Origin of the sequence: Pseudomonas rhodesiae, from assembly GCF_013285305.1 — a bacterium.
Lineage (GTDB): Bacteria > Pseudomonadota > Gammaproteobacteria > Pseudomonadales > Pseudomonadaceae > Aquipseudomonas > Aquipseudomonas rhodesiae.
This window is the reverse complement of sequence record NZ_CP054205.1, coordinates 5,014,684-5,030,361: the sequence shown is the minus strand read 5'-3', so window position 1 is coordinate 5,030,361 and position 15,678 is coordinate 5,014,684. Positions and strand designations below refer to the sequence as shown.

Sequence of the window (15,678 nt, the reverse complement as noted above, 5' to 3'; positions counted from 1 at the left end):
GGGCATTATGGCCGCTGTAGGCGGTCGTGCAAACCGCTGTCCGGCTCATGTTGATCATCGATAAAGTGCGTATAATCCGCCGCCATGACTCGAACCCGATCTCCCCGCTCCCGTAAAAAAACACCTTCCCGCAGCCTGCGCCCCTGGTTGGGCTGGGCGCTCAAGCTCGGCCTTGTCGGTCTTGTAGTGCTCGCCGGCTTTGCGGTGTACCTCGACGCCGTGGTCCAAGAGAAGTTCTCTGGTAAACGTTGGACTATCCCGGCCAAGGTCTACGCCCGCCCGCTGGAGCTGTTTACTGGTCAGAAGCTGAGCAAGGATGATTTCCTCACCGAGCTCGACGCGCTCGGTTATCGTCGTGAACCGGTCAGCAATGGCCCGGGGGCCGCCGCCGTCAGTGGTAACACGGTCGACTTGAACACCCGTGGCTTCCAATTCTATGAGGGCCTGGAAAAGCCTCAGCCGGTACGCGTGCGCTTCTCCGGCGATTATGTGGCCGAACTGTCGTCGCTCAATGGATCCAAACTGCCCGTGGTTCGTTTGGAACCGCTGATGATCGGCGGTATTTACCCCAAAAACCTTGAAGATCGCATCCTGATCAAGCTGGATCAGGTGCCGCCTTACCTGCTGGAAACCTTGGTTGCAGTAGAGGATCGCGATTTTTACAGCCACTGGGGCGTCTCGCCCAAGTCGATTGCCCGCGCGATCTGGGTGAACACCTCTGGCGGCAAAATGACCCAGGGCGGCAGTACGCTGACGCAACAATTGGTTAAGAACTTCTACCTGACCAACGAGCGCAGCCTGACCCGTAAGCTCACCGAAGCCATGATGGCGATGCTGCTTGAACTGCATTACAGCAAGCAGGAAATCCTTGAGGCTTACCTTAATGAGGTGTTCGTCGGCCAGGATGGTCAGCGCGCAGTGCACGGTTTCGGCTTGGCCAGTCAGTTCTTCTTCGGCCAGCCGCTGTCCGAATTGAAGCTGCACCAGGTCGCGCTGCTGGTCGGCATGGTCAAGGGGCCTTCCTATTACAATCCGCGTCGCAACCCGGAGCGTGCGCTGGAGCGCCGCAACCTGGTGCTGGACGTGCTGGAGCAGCAGGGCGTTGCTAGCGCCGAACAGGTTGCCGCGGCCAAGAAAATGCCATTGGGCGTGACCTCCCGAGGCAAGTTGGCGGACAGCTCATTCCCAGGCTTTATCGATCTGGTCAAACGCCAGCTGCGTGAAGACTATCGCGACGAAGACTTGACCGAGGAGGGGCTGCGAATCTTCACCAGTTTTGACCCGATCCTGCAGATGAAGGCTGAAGCGTCGGTCAATGACACCTTCAAGCGTCTGACCGGGCGCAAAGGTTCCGACGAAGTGGAAGCCGCAATGGTGGTGACCAACCCTGAAACGGGTGAAGTGCAGGCCATGATCGGCAGTCGCCAGGCCAGCTTTGCCGGGTTCAACCGCGCCTTGGATGCTGTGCGCCCGATCGGCTCGCTGGTCAAGCCGGCGGTGTACCTGACGGCACTGGAAAAGCCGAGCAAATACACGCTCACCAGTTGGCTCTCGGACGATCCGTTGTCGGTCAAGGGCGGGGATGGTCAGGTGTGGACCCCGCAGAACTTCGATCGCCGCTCTCATGGCACGGTATTCCTTTACCAGGGCTTGGCGCATTCCTACAACATTTCCACCTCTCGCCTCGGTCTGGAAGTGGGGGTGCCGAATGTGCTCAAGACCTTGGCGCGACTGGGCGTTACCCGTGAATTCCCAGCGTTTCCATCCATCCTGCTGGGCGCTGGCGCGATGACGCCGATGGAAGTGGCAACCATGTATCAGACCCTGGCCAACGGTGGCTTCAATACGCCGATGCGGGGCATCCGCAGTGTGTTGACGGCCGAAGGGGAGCCGCTCAAGCGCTATCCTTTCCAGATTCAGCAACGTTTCGACGCGGGTTCCATCTACCTGATCCAGAACGCCATGCAGCGTGTCATGCGCGAAGGTACTGGCAGTTCGGTCTATAAGGTGCTGCCGTCCAATCTGACGCTGGCGGGCAAGACCGGCACCAGTAACGATTCGCGGGACAGTTGGTTCGCCGGTTTTGGTCAGGATGTACTGGCCGTTGTATGGCTGGGGCGCGACGATAATGGCAAGACGCCGTTCACCGGTGCAACCGGCGCATTGCAGGTCTGGACCAGTTTTATGCGCAAGGCTGACCCGCTCCCGTTGAACATGCCACAGCCGGATAACATTGTGCAGGCCTGGATCGATCCGCACACCGGTCAGGGCTCTGATGCCAACTGCCCGGGCGCGGTGCAGATGCCGTATATTCGCGGCAGCGAACCACCACCCGGTGCAGCGTGCGGTGGCGGTGCCCCTGCTGACGCAGAATCGGTGATGGACTGGGTCAAGGGCTGGATGAACTAAGCAAAGAGGGTTTCAAGTGAACAAGTGGTGGTTTCCAGCTATTACAGCGCTGGCTTTGCTCGGCGGTTGCTCCAGCGTGCAACGCGGTTCCATTCCAGTGGTGGACTCGAGCACGGCCGTTTCCAATAGCGATCGGATCTCGGCCAATGGCGGCTTCCGCCAAACCGTGACCAAGCGTCCCGTCCAGGCCGCGGCTCAAGCGGTGCCGCAGGACTCGGGCGTGGTGGTGATGGTGCCCGGCGGCGGTGCCGCGACTTCGGCGCCGATCAGTGCCGAGCCGTGGACACCAGGGCCAAGCACTTCCGGGCCGATCGACGCCACGCCGATTCAGACGGCGCCGGTCAATCAAGGCACCTATAACATGCCGTCCTCGCCGAGCGGCATTCCGTCGTCTTCCAATGCAGGCGGCTTGTCGGCTGATGAGCAACTGGACGGGCCGGTGCTGGCTTTGTTGACCACTGCTCAGCAGCAGCAGGCGGGTGGCGACTTGAACGGCGCTTCCTCAAGCCTTGAACGCGCGCAACGTGTCGCACCCCGAGAACCTCAGGTTCTGTATCGCTTGGCGCAGGTGCGCATGGCTCAGGGCGACGCGCCGCAGGCCGAACAATTCGCGCGTCGGGGTTTGAGCCTGGCCAACGGTCGCCCAGACCTGCAAGCCAGCCTGTGGGCATTGATCGGCGACGCGCGCGCCGCGCAGGGCGATGCCGCCGGCGCCGCCCAGGCCCGCCAGAAAGCCAAGGTTAACCTCTGATGGATGGGCGTTTTCCTGCGATTGCCGAACAGTTATTGCTGATCGAGCGTGAACTGCGCGTGCAAGGCTGGTGGGAAGAGGTTCCCCCCAGCTCTGAAGCACTCAGCAGTATTGAGCCGTTTTCGGTGGATACGCTGGATTTCCACCAGTGGCTGCAATGGATCTTCCTGGCGCGCATGAAGCACATCCTTGAGCAGGATCTGCCTTTGCCACGCGCGTCGGGCATTCTAGAAATGGCCGAGATGGTCTATGTAGACCGGCCTCAGGAAAGCCTCGGATTGCGCAACGCGCTGAAAAAGTTCGATCAATTGATCGTCGACGCTCGTTAATTGCCTGACTGCCGGCTTTTTCGGCAGTCTTGCGCATATTTCTACCGCTTGACGACATTCAGGCGAGTTTTATCCCTCCTCACGGCCCTTTCTTCTACGTTCTCATGCGCTTAGTTGGAAAAAAGCGCAATTATTGCTTGACTTGAAGGGCCTGAAACAGAAGAATCCAAAGTCCGCTGTATCGGGACTGCCAGAAGCAGGCCCGCTCAGCAGATCATGAGGCGCACATCCGCGCCGACCTGTTACACCCGCAACGCGTTACCTCGCGCTGGGTGGGAAAAGCCCGCAACACTTGGGACGATCCCAATACTTGCTCAGTCAGTGCTGACGTAGTCGGCGACCACCGTCGCTCATGCTCTGTTGAGAAGTAAACCTATTAAGACCCGTCGGTTTTCAACGGACGGTATTCTGGCGTTTTAGAGGTGAACAACGTGGAGCTTTTATCTGGTGGTGAGATGCTCGTCCGCTTTTTGCGTGACGAAGGCGTCGACTATATCTACGGGTACCCAGGTGGTGCTCTTCTGCATGTTTACGACGCGCTGTTCAAGGAACCGGCTGTTACCCACATCCTGGTTCGCCACGAACAAGCCGCGACCCATATGGCTGACGGTTATGCCCGCGCCACCGGTAAAGCCGGTGTAGTGCTGGTAACTTCCGGCCCAGGCGCAACCAATGCTATTACCGGCATTGCGACGGCCTATATGGACTCCATCCCGATGGTGATCATTTCCGGCCAGGTGCCCAGCACCATGGTGGGAACCGATGCGTTCCAGGAAACCGACATGATCGGTATTTCCCGGCCGATCGTGAAACACAGCTTCATGATCAAGCATCCGTCGGAAATCCCGGAAGTCATGAAAAAGGCCTTCTACCTCGCACAGTCCGGTCGTCCGGGCCCTGTCGTTGTCGATGTTCCGAAAGACATGACCAACCCGGCGGAAAAATTCGAATACGTCTTCCCCAAGAAAGCCAAGCTGCGTTCCTACAGCCCGGCGGTCCGTGGGCACTCAGGGCAAATCCGCAAGGCCGCAGAGATGTTGCTGGCGGCCAAGCGCCCAGTGTTGTACTCGGGCGGTGGTGTGATCCTGGGCGGCGGTTCCGCACCGCTGACCGAACTGGCCAAGCTGCTCAACTTGCCGGTGACCAACACACTGATGGGGCTCGGTGCGTTTCCGGGTACGGACCGTCAGTTCGTCGGCATGCTCGGTATGCACGGCAGCTACACCGCTAACCTCACCATGCACCACGCGGATGTCATTCTGGCGGTTGGCGCACGTTTCGATGATCGGGTTATCAACGGCGCGAGCAAGTTTTGCCCAAATGCCAAGATCATCCATATCGACATCGATCCGGCGTCCATCTCCAAGACCATCAAGGCCGACGTGCCGATCGTGGGGCCTGTAGAGAGCGTCCTGACCGAAATGGTCGCCGCGCTCAAGGATATCGGCGAGACGCCTAACAAGGAGTCGGTGGCCAGCTGGTGGAAGCAGATCGATGAGTGGCGCGGCGATCGCGGCCTGTTCCCTTACGACAAGGGTGACGGCAGCATTATCAAGCCACAAACCGTGATAGAAACCCTGTGCGAAGTGACCAAGGGCGACGCCTTTGTGACCTCCGACGTGGGCCAGCACCAGATGTTCGCCGCGCAGTACTACAAATTCGACAAGCCGAACCGCTGGATCAACTCCGGCGGCCTGGGCACCATGGGCTTTGGGTTTCCCGCGGCCATGGGAGTGAAGCTGAGTTTCCCGGACGCCGATGTTGCGTGCGTCACCGGTGAAGGCAGCATCCAGATGAACATCCAGGAACTGTCGACGTGCCTGCAGTACGGTCTGCCGGTCAAGATCGTCTGCTTGAACAACGGCGTGCTGGGCATGGTGCGTCAATGGCAGGACATGAGTTACAACAGCCGTCACTCCCATTCCTATATGGAGTCGCTGCCAGATTTCATCAAATTGGTTGAAGCCTATGGCCACGTTGGCATTCGCATCACTGATCCGAAAGATCTGAAGCCGAAGATGGAAGAGGCGTTCGCCATGAAGGATCGTCTGGTGTTCATCGATATTCAGGTGGATACCAGCGAGCACGTCTACCCGATGCAGATCAAAGACGGCTCTATGCGCGACATGTGGCTGAACAAGACGGAGCGTACGTAATCATGCGGCATATCATCTCCCTGCTTCTTGAGAACGAACCCGGCGCTCTGTCTCGTGTTGTCGGCCTGTTTTCGCAACGTAACTACAACATCGAAAGCCTGACAGTGGCGCCGACCGAAGACCCGACTCTGTCGCGTCTGACATTGACCACTGTAGGCCACGATGAGGTGATCGAGCAGATCACCAAGAACCTCAATAAGCTGATCGAAGTGGTCAAGCTGGTCGACCTATCGGAAAGCGCTCACATCGAGCGCGAGCTGATGCTGGTTAAAGTCAAGGCCACGGGCGCCCAACGTGCCGAGATCAAGCGGACTACCGACATCTATCGCGGGCAGATCGTCGATGTGAGCGCCAGCGTTTATACCGTTCAACTGACCGGCACCAGCGACAAACTGGACAGCTTCATCCAGTCGATCGGGACGGCCTCGATTCTGGAAACCGTACGCAGTGGTGTCACCGGGATAGCCCGTGGCGACAAAGTACTCAGCATCTAACCCAAATTAGCGAATGGCCTTAAGGCCTGGATATATAGAGGAACCTCATGAAAGTTTATTACGATAAAGATTGTGACCTGTCGATCATCCAGGGCAAGAAAGTCGCCATCATCGGCTACGGCTCCCAAGGTCACGCGCAAGCCTGCAACCTGAAAGACTCCGGCGTTGACGTGACTGTTGGTCTGCGCAAAGGCTCGGCCACCGTAGCCAAGGCTGAAGCTCATGGCCTGAAAGTGACTGACGTTGCTTCCGCAGTTGCTGCTGCCGACCTGGTCATGATCCTGACCCCGGACGAGTTCCAGTCCTCGCTGTACAAGAACGAAATCGAGCCGAACATCAAAAAAGGCGCCACCCTGGCCTTCTCCCATGGCTTCGCGATTCACTACAACCAGGTTGTGCCACGCGCCGACCTCGACGTGATCATGATTGCGCCGAAAGCGCCGGGCCATACCGTACGCTCCGAGTTCGTCAAAGGCGGCGGTATTCCTGACCTGATCGCGATCTACCAAGACGCATCGGGCAACGCCAAGAACGTTGCGCTGTCCTACGCTGCTGGCGTTGGTGGCGGTCGTACCGGCATCATCGAAACCACCTTTAAAGACGAAACTGAAACCGACCTGTTCGGCGAACAAGCTGTTCTGTGCGGCGGTACCGTTGAACTGGTAAAAGCTGGTTTCGAAACCCTGGTTGAAGCTGGCTATGCGCCGGAAATGGCCTACTTCGAATGCCTGCACGAACTGAAGCTGATCGTTGACCTCATGTACGAAGGCGGGATCGCCAACATGAACTACTCGATCTCCAACAACGCCGAGTATGGCGAGTATGTGACTGGTCCCGAAGTGATCAACGCCGAGTCCCGTCAGGCCATGCGCAATGCCCTGAAACGCATTCAGGACGGCGAGTACGCCAAAATGTTCATCAGCGAAGGCGCTACCGGCTACCCTTCGATGACCGCTAAGCGTCGTAATAACGCTGCTCACGGTATCGAAGTCATCGGCGAGCAACTGCGCTCCATGATGCCGTGGATCGGTGCCAACAAGATCGTCGACAAAGCCAAAAACTAAGTCGTACGCATCAAAGAAAAACGCGGCCTAGGCCGCGTTTTTTCGTTTGGCTGGCCGGTTCTGGTATAAAGCTGCATCGTTTGCTGGCGAACACTCGCCGCACGTCTTTGTCGAATTTTTCAAACTGTTGCAAGGTAAAGTCCATGAGCGAACGTCCCGAAGAGCCAAGCCAGGCTTCTGACGCCGAAAGCCTGCTGCCAATCGATGAGCATGTCGAAGAAGGGCATGACGCGGAAGGCCGCAAGGTCCGGCATCGTGGCATCTATCTTCTGCCTAACCTGTTTACCACCGCGAACCTGTTCGCCGGCTTCTACTCGATCATCAACTCCATGAGCGCCCAAAGTGCGCTGGCGGCGGGTGACGCGGCGAGTGCCAGCAAATATTTCGGTTTTGCTGCTATCGCGATTTTTGTGGCCATGGTGCTTGATGGTCTGGATGGTCGTGTAGCGCGGATGACCAATACGCAAAGTGCATTTGGTGCCGAGTACGACTCGCTGTCGGACATGGTGGCATTCGGCGTCGCCCCTGCATTGCTGGCGTTCGCCTGGGCGCTGGGTGATATGGGCAAGGTTGGCTGGATGGTTGCCTTTATCTATGTCGCGGGTGCCGCGTTGCGTCTGGCGCGTTTCAATACCCAAGTGGGTACCGCGGACAAGCGTTACTTTATCGGCTTGGCCAGTCCGGCTGCTGCGGGAGTGGTGGCGGGTATCGTCTGGGCATTCAGTGATTACGGTATCCAGGGGTCGAAAATGTCGTTCCTGGTGGCCTTGATGGTGGCGGCTGCCGGGATGTTGATGGTCAGCAACATCAAATACAACAGCTTCAAGGAGCTGGACCTCAAGGGGCGTGTGCCTTTCGTGGCGATTCTTGTCGTGGTGTTGGTGTTCGCCGTGGTGTTCAGCGATCCGCCGCGGATTCTGCTGCTGGCATTCCTGGTTTATGCCGCGTCGGGCCCGATTCAGTATTTGCTGCGTCTGCGTCGGGACAAAACGTTGCCTTAATGTAATTTCCCCCATACTCCACAGTCTATTGGTGCATCAGTCCTCCAATGCTGCGGAGTTGCCATGTTAATCAAATTGCCTAAAGCGTCCGATTCCCATGAGTCGGACGTCACGCCTGAATCTTTTTACCTCTCTCGTCGCAGCCTGCTCGGTGGTGCACTTGCCGGCATTGCCGCCAGCAGTCTTCCACGTTGGGCGAGTGCGGAGGATGCTGCGCGTTATGCTGACGTCGAACCGGGTAGGGCGCCTGGGTGGTTCACCGAAAAGCTGCCTGCTACAAAGTGGCAAGCGGTAACGGTCAAAGATGAGGCAATTACTCCATTTAAGGACGCAACCCACTACAACAACTTCTATGAGTTCGGTACCGACAAGGGAGATCCGGCAAAAAATGCCGGTTCGCTCAAGACTGAGCCCTGGAGTGTTGTGATCGATGGTGAGGTAGCGAAACCTGGGCGTTATGCCCTTGAAGACTTCATGAAACCTTATCAATTGGAAGAACGAATCTACCGTTTACGCTGCGTCGAGGCGTGGTCGATGGTTATTCCATGGATAGGGTTTCCGATTGCCGCTTTGCTTAAGCAGGTCGAACCGACGTCCAAGGCCAAGTACATCCGTTTCGAGACTTTGCAGGACCCAAAAAGCATGCCGGGTCAGCGTTCTAGCTTCGCTCTGATCGATTGGCCTTATGTGGAAGGCTTGCGTTTGGATGAGGCGATGAACCCTTTGGCGATTCTTGCCGTGGGCATGTATGGGCGGGAGCTGCCTAACCAGAATGGCGCGCCGTTACGTTTGGTTGTGCCGTGGAAGTATGGTTTTAAGAGTGTGAAGTCGATTGTGCGTATCAGCCTGGTCAGTGAGCAACCGAAAACCACATGGCAAAGCATCGCTGCGGATGAGTATGGGTTTTATGCAAATGTGAATCCCACTGTCGATCACCCTCGTTGGACTCAGGCGCGGGAGCGTCGGCTGCCAAGTGGCCTTTTCAGTCCTAACGTACGTGAAACGCAGATGTTCAATGGATACTCGGAAGAGGTGGCTTCTCTTTATACGGGCCTTGATCTGCGGAAGAACTATTGATGCGTCATCCTATCTGGCGTGTCGGCGTTTTTATCGCCGTGGCGATATGGCCGTTGTGGTGGTTGTATCAAGCATGGAGTTTTGCGCTGGGGCCTGATCCGGGCAAGGTGTTGGTTGATCGCTTGGGGTTGGGCACGTTGGTCCTGTTGCTGATCACTCTGGCAATGACGCCGATGCAGAAGCTGACTGGGTGGTCGGGGTGGATAGCGGTGCGTCGGCAGTTGGGGTTGTGGTGCTTTGCTTATGTGGTGCTGCATTTGGCTGCTTATTGTGTCTTCGTCTTAGGATTGGACTGGTCACAACTAGGAGTGGAGTTGCGCAAGCGACCTTACATCATCGTCGGAGCATTGGGGTTCCTGGGCTTGTTAGCCTTGGCCGTGACTTCGAATCGCTATAGCCAGCGTCGGCTGGGTACTCGTTGGAAGAAGCTGCATCGCGTTGTGTATGTGATTCTTGGTCTTGGTTTATTGCATATGTTGTGGATCGTGAGGGCAGATCTGAAGGAGTGGGCGATCTACGCCTTTATAGGGACGCTGCTTTTGGCGTTGCGGCTGCCCCCTTTAATGCGCCGTATCCCCCGGCTTAAGGCGAAAAAACCATCTTCTGCGGAAAAGGTGTAATTAACGCTTGACGGCAGATTCCAGAAGTCTATAATTCGCCCCACTTCCGGCGCAGTCGAAACGGAAAACTCCTTGGTAAACAAAGGGTTACGCAAGATTCGACAGCGGATCGCTTCAGTTCATCGAAGCCCAGAAGGAGTTGGTAGAGCAGTGTTGTTTGGCTCTATTAACGTTTCGATCTTCTCGGTCGAAAGCGGAGAAAAAGAGGTGTTGACAGCAGCGTGTAACGCTGTAGAATTCGCCTCCCGCTAACGAGAGATCGGAAGCGCAAGTGGTTGAAGTTGTTGAAGAAATCTTCGAAAACTTCTGAAAATAATCACTTGACAGCAAATGAGGCTGCTGTAGAATGCGCGCCTCGGTTGAGACGAAAGATCTTAACCAACCGCTCTTTAACAACTGAATCAAGCAATTCGTGTGGGTGCTTGTGGAGTCAGACTGATAGTCAACAAGATTATCAGCATCACAAGTTACTCCGCGAGAAATCAAAGATGTAACCAACGATTGCTGAGCCAAGTTTAGGGTTTCTTAAAAACCCAAAGATGTTTGAACTGAAGAGTTTGATCATGGCTCAGATTGAACGCTGGCGGCAGGCCTAACACATGCAAGTCGAGCGGTAGAGAGAAGCTTGCTTCTCTTGAGAGCGGCGGACGGGTGAGTAATGCCTAGGAATCTGCCTGGTAGTGGGGGATAACGTTCGGAAACGAACGCTAATACCGCATACGTCCTACGGGAGAAAGCAGGGGACCTTCGGGCCTTGCGCTATCAGATGAGCCTAGGTCGGATTAGCTAGTTGGTGGGGTAATGGCTCACCAAGGCGACGATCCGTAACTGGTCTGAGAGGATGATCAGTCACACTGGAACTGAGACACGGTCCAGACTCCTACGGGAGGCAGCAGTGGGGAATATTGGACAATGGGCGAAAGCCTGATCCAGCCATGCCGCGTGTGTGAAGAAGGTCTTCGGATTGTAAAGCACTTTAAGTTGGGAGGAAGGGCCATTACCTAATACGTGATGGTTTTGACGTTACCGACAGAATAAGCACCGGCTAACTCTGTGCCAGCAGCCGCGGTAATACAGAGGGTGCAAGCGTTAATCGGAATTACTGGGCGTAAAGCGCGCGTAGGTGGTTTGTTAAGTTGGATGTGAAATCCCCGGGCTCAACCTGGGAACTGCATTCAAAACTGACTGACTAGAGTATGGTAGAGGGTGGTGGAATTTCCTGTGTAGCGGTGAAATGCGTAGATATAGGAAGGAACACCAGTGGCGAAGGCGACCACCTGGACTGATACTGACACTGAGGTGCGAAAGCGTGGGGAGCAAACAGGATTAGATACCCTGGTAGTCCACGCCGTAAACGATGTCAACTAGCCGTTGGGAGCCTTGAGCTCTTAGTGGCGCAGCTAACGCATTAAGTTGACCGCCTGGGGAGTACGGCCGCAAGGTTAAAACTCAAATGAATTGACGGGGGCCCGCACAAGCGGTGGAGCATGTGGTTTAATTCGAAGCAACGCGAAGAACCTTACCAGGCCTTGACATCCAATGAACTTTCTAGAGATAGATTGGTGCCTTCGGGAACATTGAGACAGGTGCTGCATGGCTGTCGTCAGCTCGTGTCGTGAGATGTTGGGTTAAGTCCCGTAACGAGCGCAACCCTTGTCCTTAGTTACCAGCACGTAATGGTGGGCACTCTAAGGAGACTGCCGGTGACAAACCGGAGGAAGGTGGGGATGACGTCAAGTCATCATGGCCCTTACGGCCTGGGCTACACACGTGCTACAATGGTCGGTACAGAGGGTTGCCAAGCCGCGAGGTGGAGCTAATCCCATAAAACCGATCGTAGTCCGGATCGCAGTCTGCAACTCGACTGCGTGAAGTCGGAATCGCTAGTAATCGCGAATCAGAATGTCGCGGTGAATACGTTCCCGGGCCTTGTACACACCGCCCGTCACACCATGGGAGTGGGTTGCACCAGAAGTAGCTAGTCTAACCTTCGGGGGGACGGTTACCACGGTGTGATTCATGACTGGGGTGAAGTCGTAACAAGGTAGCCGTAGGGGAACCTGCGGCTGGATCACCTCCTTAATCGACGACATCAGCTGCTCCATAAGTTCCCACACGAATTGCTTGATTCATTGAAGAAGACGAAAGAAGCAGCCCGAAATTGGGTCTGTAGCTCAGTTGGTTAGAGCGCACCCCTGATAAGGGTGAGGTCGGCAGTTCGAATCTGCCCAGACCCACCAATTTTGTGTGGGAAACGCCTGTAGAAATACGGGGCCATAGCTCAGCTGGGAGAGCGCCTGCCTTGCACGCAGGAGGTCAGCGGTTCGATCCCGCTTGGCTCCACCACTACTGCTTCTGTTTGTATAAAGCTTAGAAATGAGCATTCCATCGTGTGGATGGTGAATGTTGATTTCTAGTCTTTGACTAGTTCGTTCTTTAAAAATTTGGGTATGTGATAGAAAGATAGACTGAACGTTACTTTCACTGGTAACGGATCAGGCTAAGGTAAAATTTGTGAGTTCTCTTAGTTGAGAAATTCGAATTTTCGGCGAATGTCGTCTTCACAGTATAACCAGATTGCTTGGGGTTATATGGTCAAGTGAAGAAGCGCATACGGTGGATGCCTTGGCAGTCAGAGGCGATGAAAGACGTGGTAGCCTGCGAAAAGCTTCGGGGAGTCGGCAAACAGACTTTGATCCGGAGATGTCTGAATGGGGGAACCCAGCCATCATAAGATGGTTATCTTGTACTGAATACATAGGTGCAAGAAGCGAACCAGGGGAACTGAAACATCTAAGTACCCTGAGGAAAAGAAATCAACCGAGATTCCCTTAGTAGTGGCGAGCGAACGGGGACTAGCCCTTAAGTGGCTTTGAGATTAGCGGAACGCTCTGGAAAGTGCGGCCATAGTGGGTGATAGCCCTGTACGCGAAAATCTCTTAGTCATGAAATCGAGTAGGACGGAGCACGAGAAACTTTGTCTGAATATGGGGGGACCATCCTCCAAGGCTAAATACTACTGACTGACCGATAGTGAACTAGTACCGTGAGGGAAAGGCGAAAAGAACCCCGGAGAGGGGAGTGAAATAGATCCTGAAACCGTATGCGTACAAGCAGTGGGAGCAGACTTTGTTCTGTGACTGCGTACCTTTTGTATAATGGGTCAGCGACTTATTTTCAGTGGCGAGCTTAACCGAATAGGGGAGGCGTAGCGAAAGCGAGTCTTAATAGGGCGTCTAGTCGCTGGGAATAGACCCGAAACCGGGCGATCTATCCATGGGCAGGTTGAAGGTTGGGTAACACTAACTGGAGGACCGAACCGACTACCGTTGAAAAGTTAGCGGATGACCTGTGGATCGGAGTGAAAGGCTAATCAAGCTCGGAGATAGCTGGTTCTCCTCGAAAGCTATTTAGGTAGCGCCTCATGTATCACTGTAGGGGGTAGAGCACTGTTTCGGCTAGGGGGTCATCCCGACTTACCAAACCGATGCAAACTCCGAATACCTACAAGTGCCGAGCATGGGAGACACACGGCGGGTGCTAACGTCCGTCGTGAAAAGGGAAACAACCCAGACCGTCAGCTAAGGTCCCAAAGTTATGGTTAAGTGGGAAACGATGTGGGAAGGCTTAGACAGCTAGGAGGTTGGCTTAGAAGCAGCCACCCTTTAAAGAAAGCGTAATAGCTCACTAGTCGAGTCGGCCTGCGCGGAAGATGTAACGGGGCTCAAACCATACACCGAAGCTACGGGTATCACGTAAGTGATGCGGTAGAGGAGCGTTCTGTAAGCCTGTGAAGGTGAGTTGAGAAGCTTGCTGGAGGTATCAGAAGTGCGAATGCTGACATGAGTAACGACAATGGGTGTGAAAAACACCCACGCCGAAAGACCAAGGTTTCCTGCGCAACGTTAATCGACGCAGGGTTAGTCGGTCCCTAAGGCGAGGCTGAAAAGCGTAGTCGATGGAAAACAGGTTAATATTCCTGTACTTCTGGTTATTGCGATGGAGGGACGGAGAAGGCTAGGCCAGCTTGGCGTTGGTTGTCCAAGTTTAAGGTGGTAGGCTGAGATCTTAGGTAAATCCGGGATCTTAAGGCCGAGAGCTGATGACGAGTGTTCTTTTAGAACACGAAGTGGTTGATGCCATGCTTCCAAGAAAAGCTTCTAAGCTTCAGGTAACCAGGAACCGTACCCCAAACCGACACAGGTGGTTGGGTAGAGAATACCAAGGCGCTTGAGAGAACTCGGGTGAAGGAACTAGGCAAAATGGCACCGTAACTTCGGGAGAAGGTGCGCCGGTGAGGGTGAAGGACTTGCTCCGTAAGCCCATGCCGGTCGAAGATACCAGGCCGCTGCGACTGTTTATTAAAAACACAGCACTCTGCAAACACGAAAGTGGACGTATAGGGTGTGACGCCTGCCCGGTGCCGGAAGGTTAATTGATGGGGTTAGCTAACGCGAAGCTCTTGATCGAAGCCCCGGTAAACGGCGGCCGTAACTATAACGGTCCTAAGGTAGCGAAATTCCTTGTCGGGTAAGTTCCGACCTGCACGAATGGCGTAACGATGGCGGCGCTGTCTCCACCCGAGACTCAGTGAAATTGAAATCGCTGTGAAGATGCAGTGTATCCGCGGCTAGACGGAAAGACCCCGTGAACCTTTACTATAGCTTTGCACTGGACTTTGAATTTGCTTGTGTAGGATAGGTGGGAGGCTTTGAAGCGTGGACGCCAGTCTGCGTGGAGCCATCCTTGAAATACCACCCTGGCAACTTTGAGGTTCTAACTCAGGTCCGTTATCCGGATCGAGGACAGTGTATGGTGGGTAGTTTGACTGGGGCGGTCTCCTCCTAAAGAGTAACGGAGGAGTACGAAGGTGCGCTCAGACCGGTCGGAAATCGGTCGTAGAGTATAAAGGCAAAAGCGCGCTTGACTGCGAGACAGACACGTCGAGCAGGTACGAAAGTAGGTCTTAGTGATCCGGTGGTTCTGTATGGAAGGGCCATCGCTCAACGGATAAAAGGTACTCCGGGGATAACAGGCTGATACCGCCCAAGAGTTCATATCGACGGCGGTGTTTGGCACCTCGATGTCGGCTCATCACATCCTGGGGCTGAAGCCGGTCCCAAGGGTATGGCTGTTCGCCATTTAAAGTGGTACGCGAGCTGGGTTTAGAACGTCGTGAGACAGTTCGGTCCCTATCTGCCGTGGACGTTTGAGATTTGAGAGGGGCTGCTCCTAGTACGAGAGGACCGGAGTGGACGAACCTCTGGTGTTCCGGTTGTCACGCCAGTGGCATTGCCGGGTAGCTATGTTCGGAATAGATAACCGCTGAAAGCATCTAAGCGGGAAACTAGCCTCAAGATGAGATCTCACTGGAACCTTGAGTTCCCTGAAGGGCCGTCGAAGACTACGACGTTGATAGGTTGGGTGTGTAAGCGCTGTGAGGCGTTGAGCTAACCAATACTAATTGCCCGTGAGGCTTGACCATATAACACCCAAGCAATTTGAGTCGAAAGGCCAGATTGCGGTGTGTGAAGACGCAATGAACCGAAAGTTCGATGCTCACAAAACACCGACAGCTGTCACATACCCAATTTGCTGAAGCGAGGCCAAAAGGTCACGAGTCAGTACCCGAACTTCTTGACGACCATAGAGCATTGGAACCACCTGATCCCATCCCGAACTCAGAAGTGAAACGATGCATCGCCGATGGTAGTGTGGGGTTTCCCCATGTGAGAGTAGGTCATCGTCAAGATTAAATTCCGAAACCCCAATTGCGA

9 protein-coding genes, 2 tRNA genes and 3 rRNA genes are annotated in these 15,678 nt (G+C 55.0%); all 14 read left to right on the top strand.

Annotated elements, in window-relative coordinates:
* Window positions 1–84 precede the first annotated feature (84 nt).
* The 14 genes from mrcB to rrf all read left to right on the top strand — a co-directional run bounded on the left by mrcB (window position 85) and on the right by rrf (window position 15,653).
* A complete protein-coding gene (gene mrcB, locus HRH33_RS22775) occupies window positions 85–2,409 on the top strand; it encodes a penicillin-binding protein 1B (protein ID WP_034139299.1) in 2,325 nt (774 codons plus the stop codon).
* A 16-nt stretch (window positions 2,410–2,425) separates the two neighbouring features.
* The gene (locus HRH33_RS22770; RefSeq protein WP_034100657.1) at window positions 2,426–3,160 is read left to right on the top strand and encodes a tetratricopeptide repeat protein; all 735 of its coding nucleotides are present in this window, start codon (window positions 2,426–2,428) and stop codon (window positions 3,158–3,160) included.
* On the top strand, window positions 3,160–3,489 hold the full coding sequence (locus HRH33_RS22765; RefSeq protein ID WP_167417904.1) for a YqcC family protein: 330 nt from the start codon (window positions 3,160–3,162) through the stop codon (window positions 3,487–3,489). The genes HRH33_RS22770 and HRH33_RS22765 overlap by 1 nt, the downstream gene beginning before the upstream one ends.
* Window positions 3,490–3,920: 431 nt before the next feature.
* Window positions 3,921–5,645 (top strand): acetolactate synthase 3 large subunit, encoded by a 1,725-nt coding sequence (locus HRH33_RS22760; protein WP_034100944.1) that lies wholly within the window; start codon window positions 3,921–3,923, stop codon window positions 5,643–5,645.
* A 2-nt stretch (window positions 5,646–5,647) separates the two neighbouring features.
* Window positions 5,648–6,139, top strand: a complete 492-nt coding sequence (gene ilvN / locus HRH33_RS22755) for an acetolactate synthase small subunit (protein ID WP_003176102.1) — start codon at window positions 5,648–5,650, stop codon at window positions 6,137–6,139.
* Between the two features lie 47 nt (window positions 6,140–6,186).
* Entirely contained in the window at window positions 6,187–7,203 is a 1,017-nt protein-coding gene (gene ilvC / locus HRH33_RS22750) for a ketol-acid reductoisomerase (protein ID WP_003194132.1), read from the top strand.
* Between the two features lie 143 nt (window positions 7,204–7,346).
* The gene (pssA, locus tag HRH33_RS22745) at window positions 7,347–8,204 is read left to right on the top strand and encodes a CDP-diacylglycerol--serine O-phosphatidyltransferase (protein WP_034139298.1); all 858 of its coding nucleotides are present in this window, start codon (window positions 7,347–7,349) and stop codon (window positions 8,202–8,204) included.
* Between the two features lie 63 nt (window positions 8,205–8,267).
* The gene (msrP, locus tag HRH33_RS22740) at window positions 8,268–9,281 is read left to right on the top strand and encodes a protein-methionine-sulfoxide reductase catalytic subunit MsrP (protein WP_034139297.1); all 1,014 of its coding nucleotides are present in this window, start codon (window positions 8,268–8,270) and stop codon (window positions 9,279–9,281) included.
* Window positions 9,281–9,901 carry a protein-methionine-sulfoxide reductase heme-binding subunit MsrQ gene (msrQ, locus tag HRH33_RS22735; RefSeq protein WP_034139296.1) on the top strand — a complete coding sequence of 207 codons (621 nt, stop codon included), beginning with the start codon at window positions 9,281–9,283 and terminating at the stop codon, window positions 9,899–9,901. The genes msrP and msrQ overlap by 1 nt, the downstream gene beginning before the upstream one ends.
* Window positions 9,902–10,446: 545 nt before the next feature.
* A 16S ribosomal RNA gene (locus HRH33_RS22730) occupies window positions 10,447–11,983 on the top strand.
* An 81-nt stretch (window positions 11,984–12,064) separates the two neighbouring features.
* Window positions 12,065–12,141: transfer RNA gene (locus HRH33_RS22725), tRNA-Ile, on the top strand.
* 30 nt (window positions 12,142–12,171) lie between these two features.
* Window positions 12,172–12,247: transfer RNA gene (locus tag HRH33_RS22720), tRNA-Ala, on the top strand.
* 247 nt (window positions 12,248–12,494) lie between these two features.
* A 23S ribosomal RNA gene (locus HRH33_RS22715) occupies window positions 12,495–15,386 on the top strand.
* Window positions 15,387–15,537: 151 nt separating this feature from the next.
* Window positions 15,538–15,653 (top strand): 5S ribosomal RNA (rrf, locus tag HRH33_RS22710).
* The 16S, 23S and 5S rRNA genes sit together here with 2 tRNA genes alongside, the layout of an rRNA operon.
* Window positions 15,654–15,678: the final 25 nt, after the last annotated feature.

Excerpts from the sequence above, each read along its gene's own strand:
- mrcB (WP_034139299.1), top strand. The coding sequence starts at position 85 with ATGACTCGAACCCGATCTCCCCGCTCCCGTAAAAAAACACCTTCCCGC.
- HRH33_RS22765 (WP_167417904.1), top strand. The coding sequence starts at position 3,160 with ATGGATGGGCGTTTTCCTGCGATTGCCGAACAGTTATTGCTGATCGAG.
- ilvN (WP_003176102.1), top strand. The coding sequence starts at position 5,648 with ATGCGGCATATCATCTCCCTGCTTCTTGAGAACGAACCCGGCGCTCTG.
- ilvC (WP_003194132.1), top strand. The coding sequence starts at position 6,187 with ATGAAAGTTTATTACGATAAAGATTGTGACCTGTCGATCATCCAGGGC.
- pssA (WP_034139298.1), top strand. The coding sequence starts at position 7,347 with ATGAGCGAACGTCCCGAAGAGCCAAGCCAGGCTTCTGACGCCGAAAGC.
- msrP (WP_034139297.1), top strand. The coding sequence starts at position 8,268 with ATGTTAATCAAATTGCCTAAAGCGTCCGATTCCCATGAGTCGGACGTC.
- msrQ (WP_034139296.1), top strand. The coding sequence starts at position 9,281 with ATGCGTCATCCTATCTGGCGTGTCGGCGTTTTTATCGCCGTGGCGATA.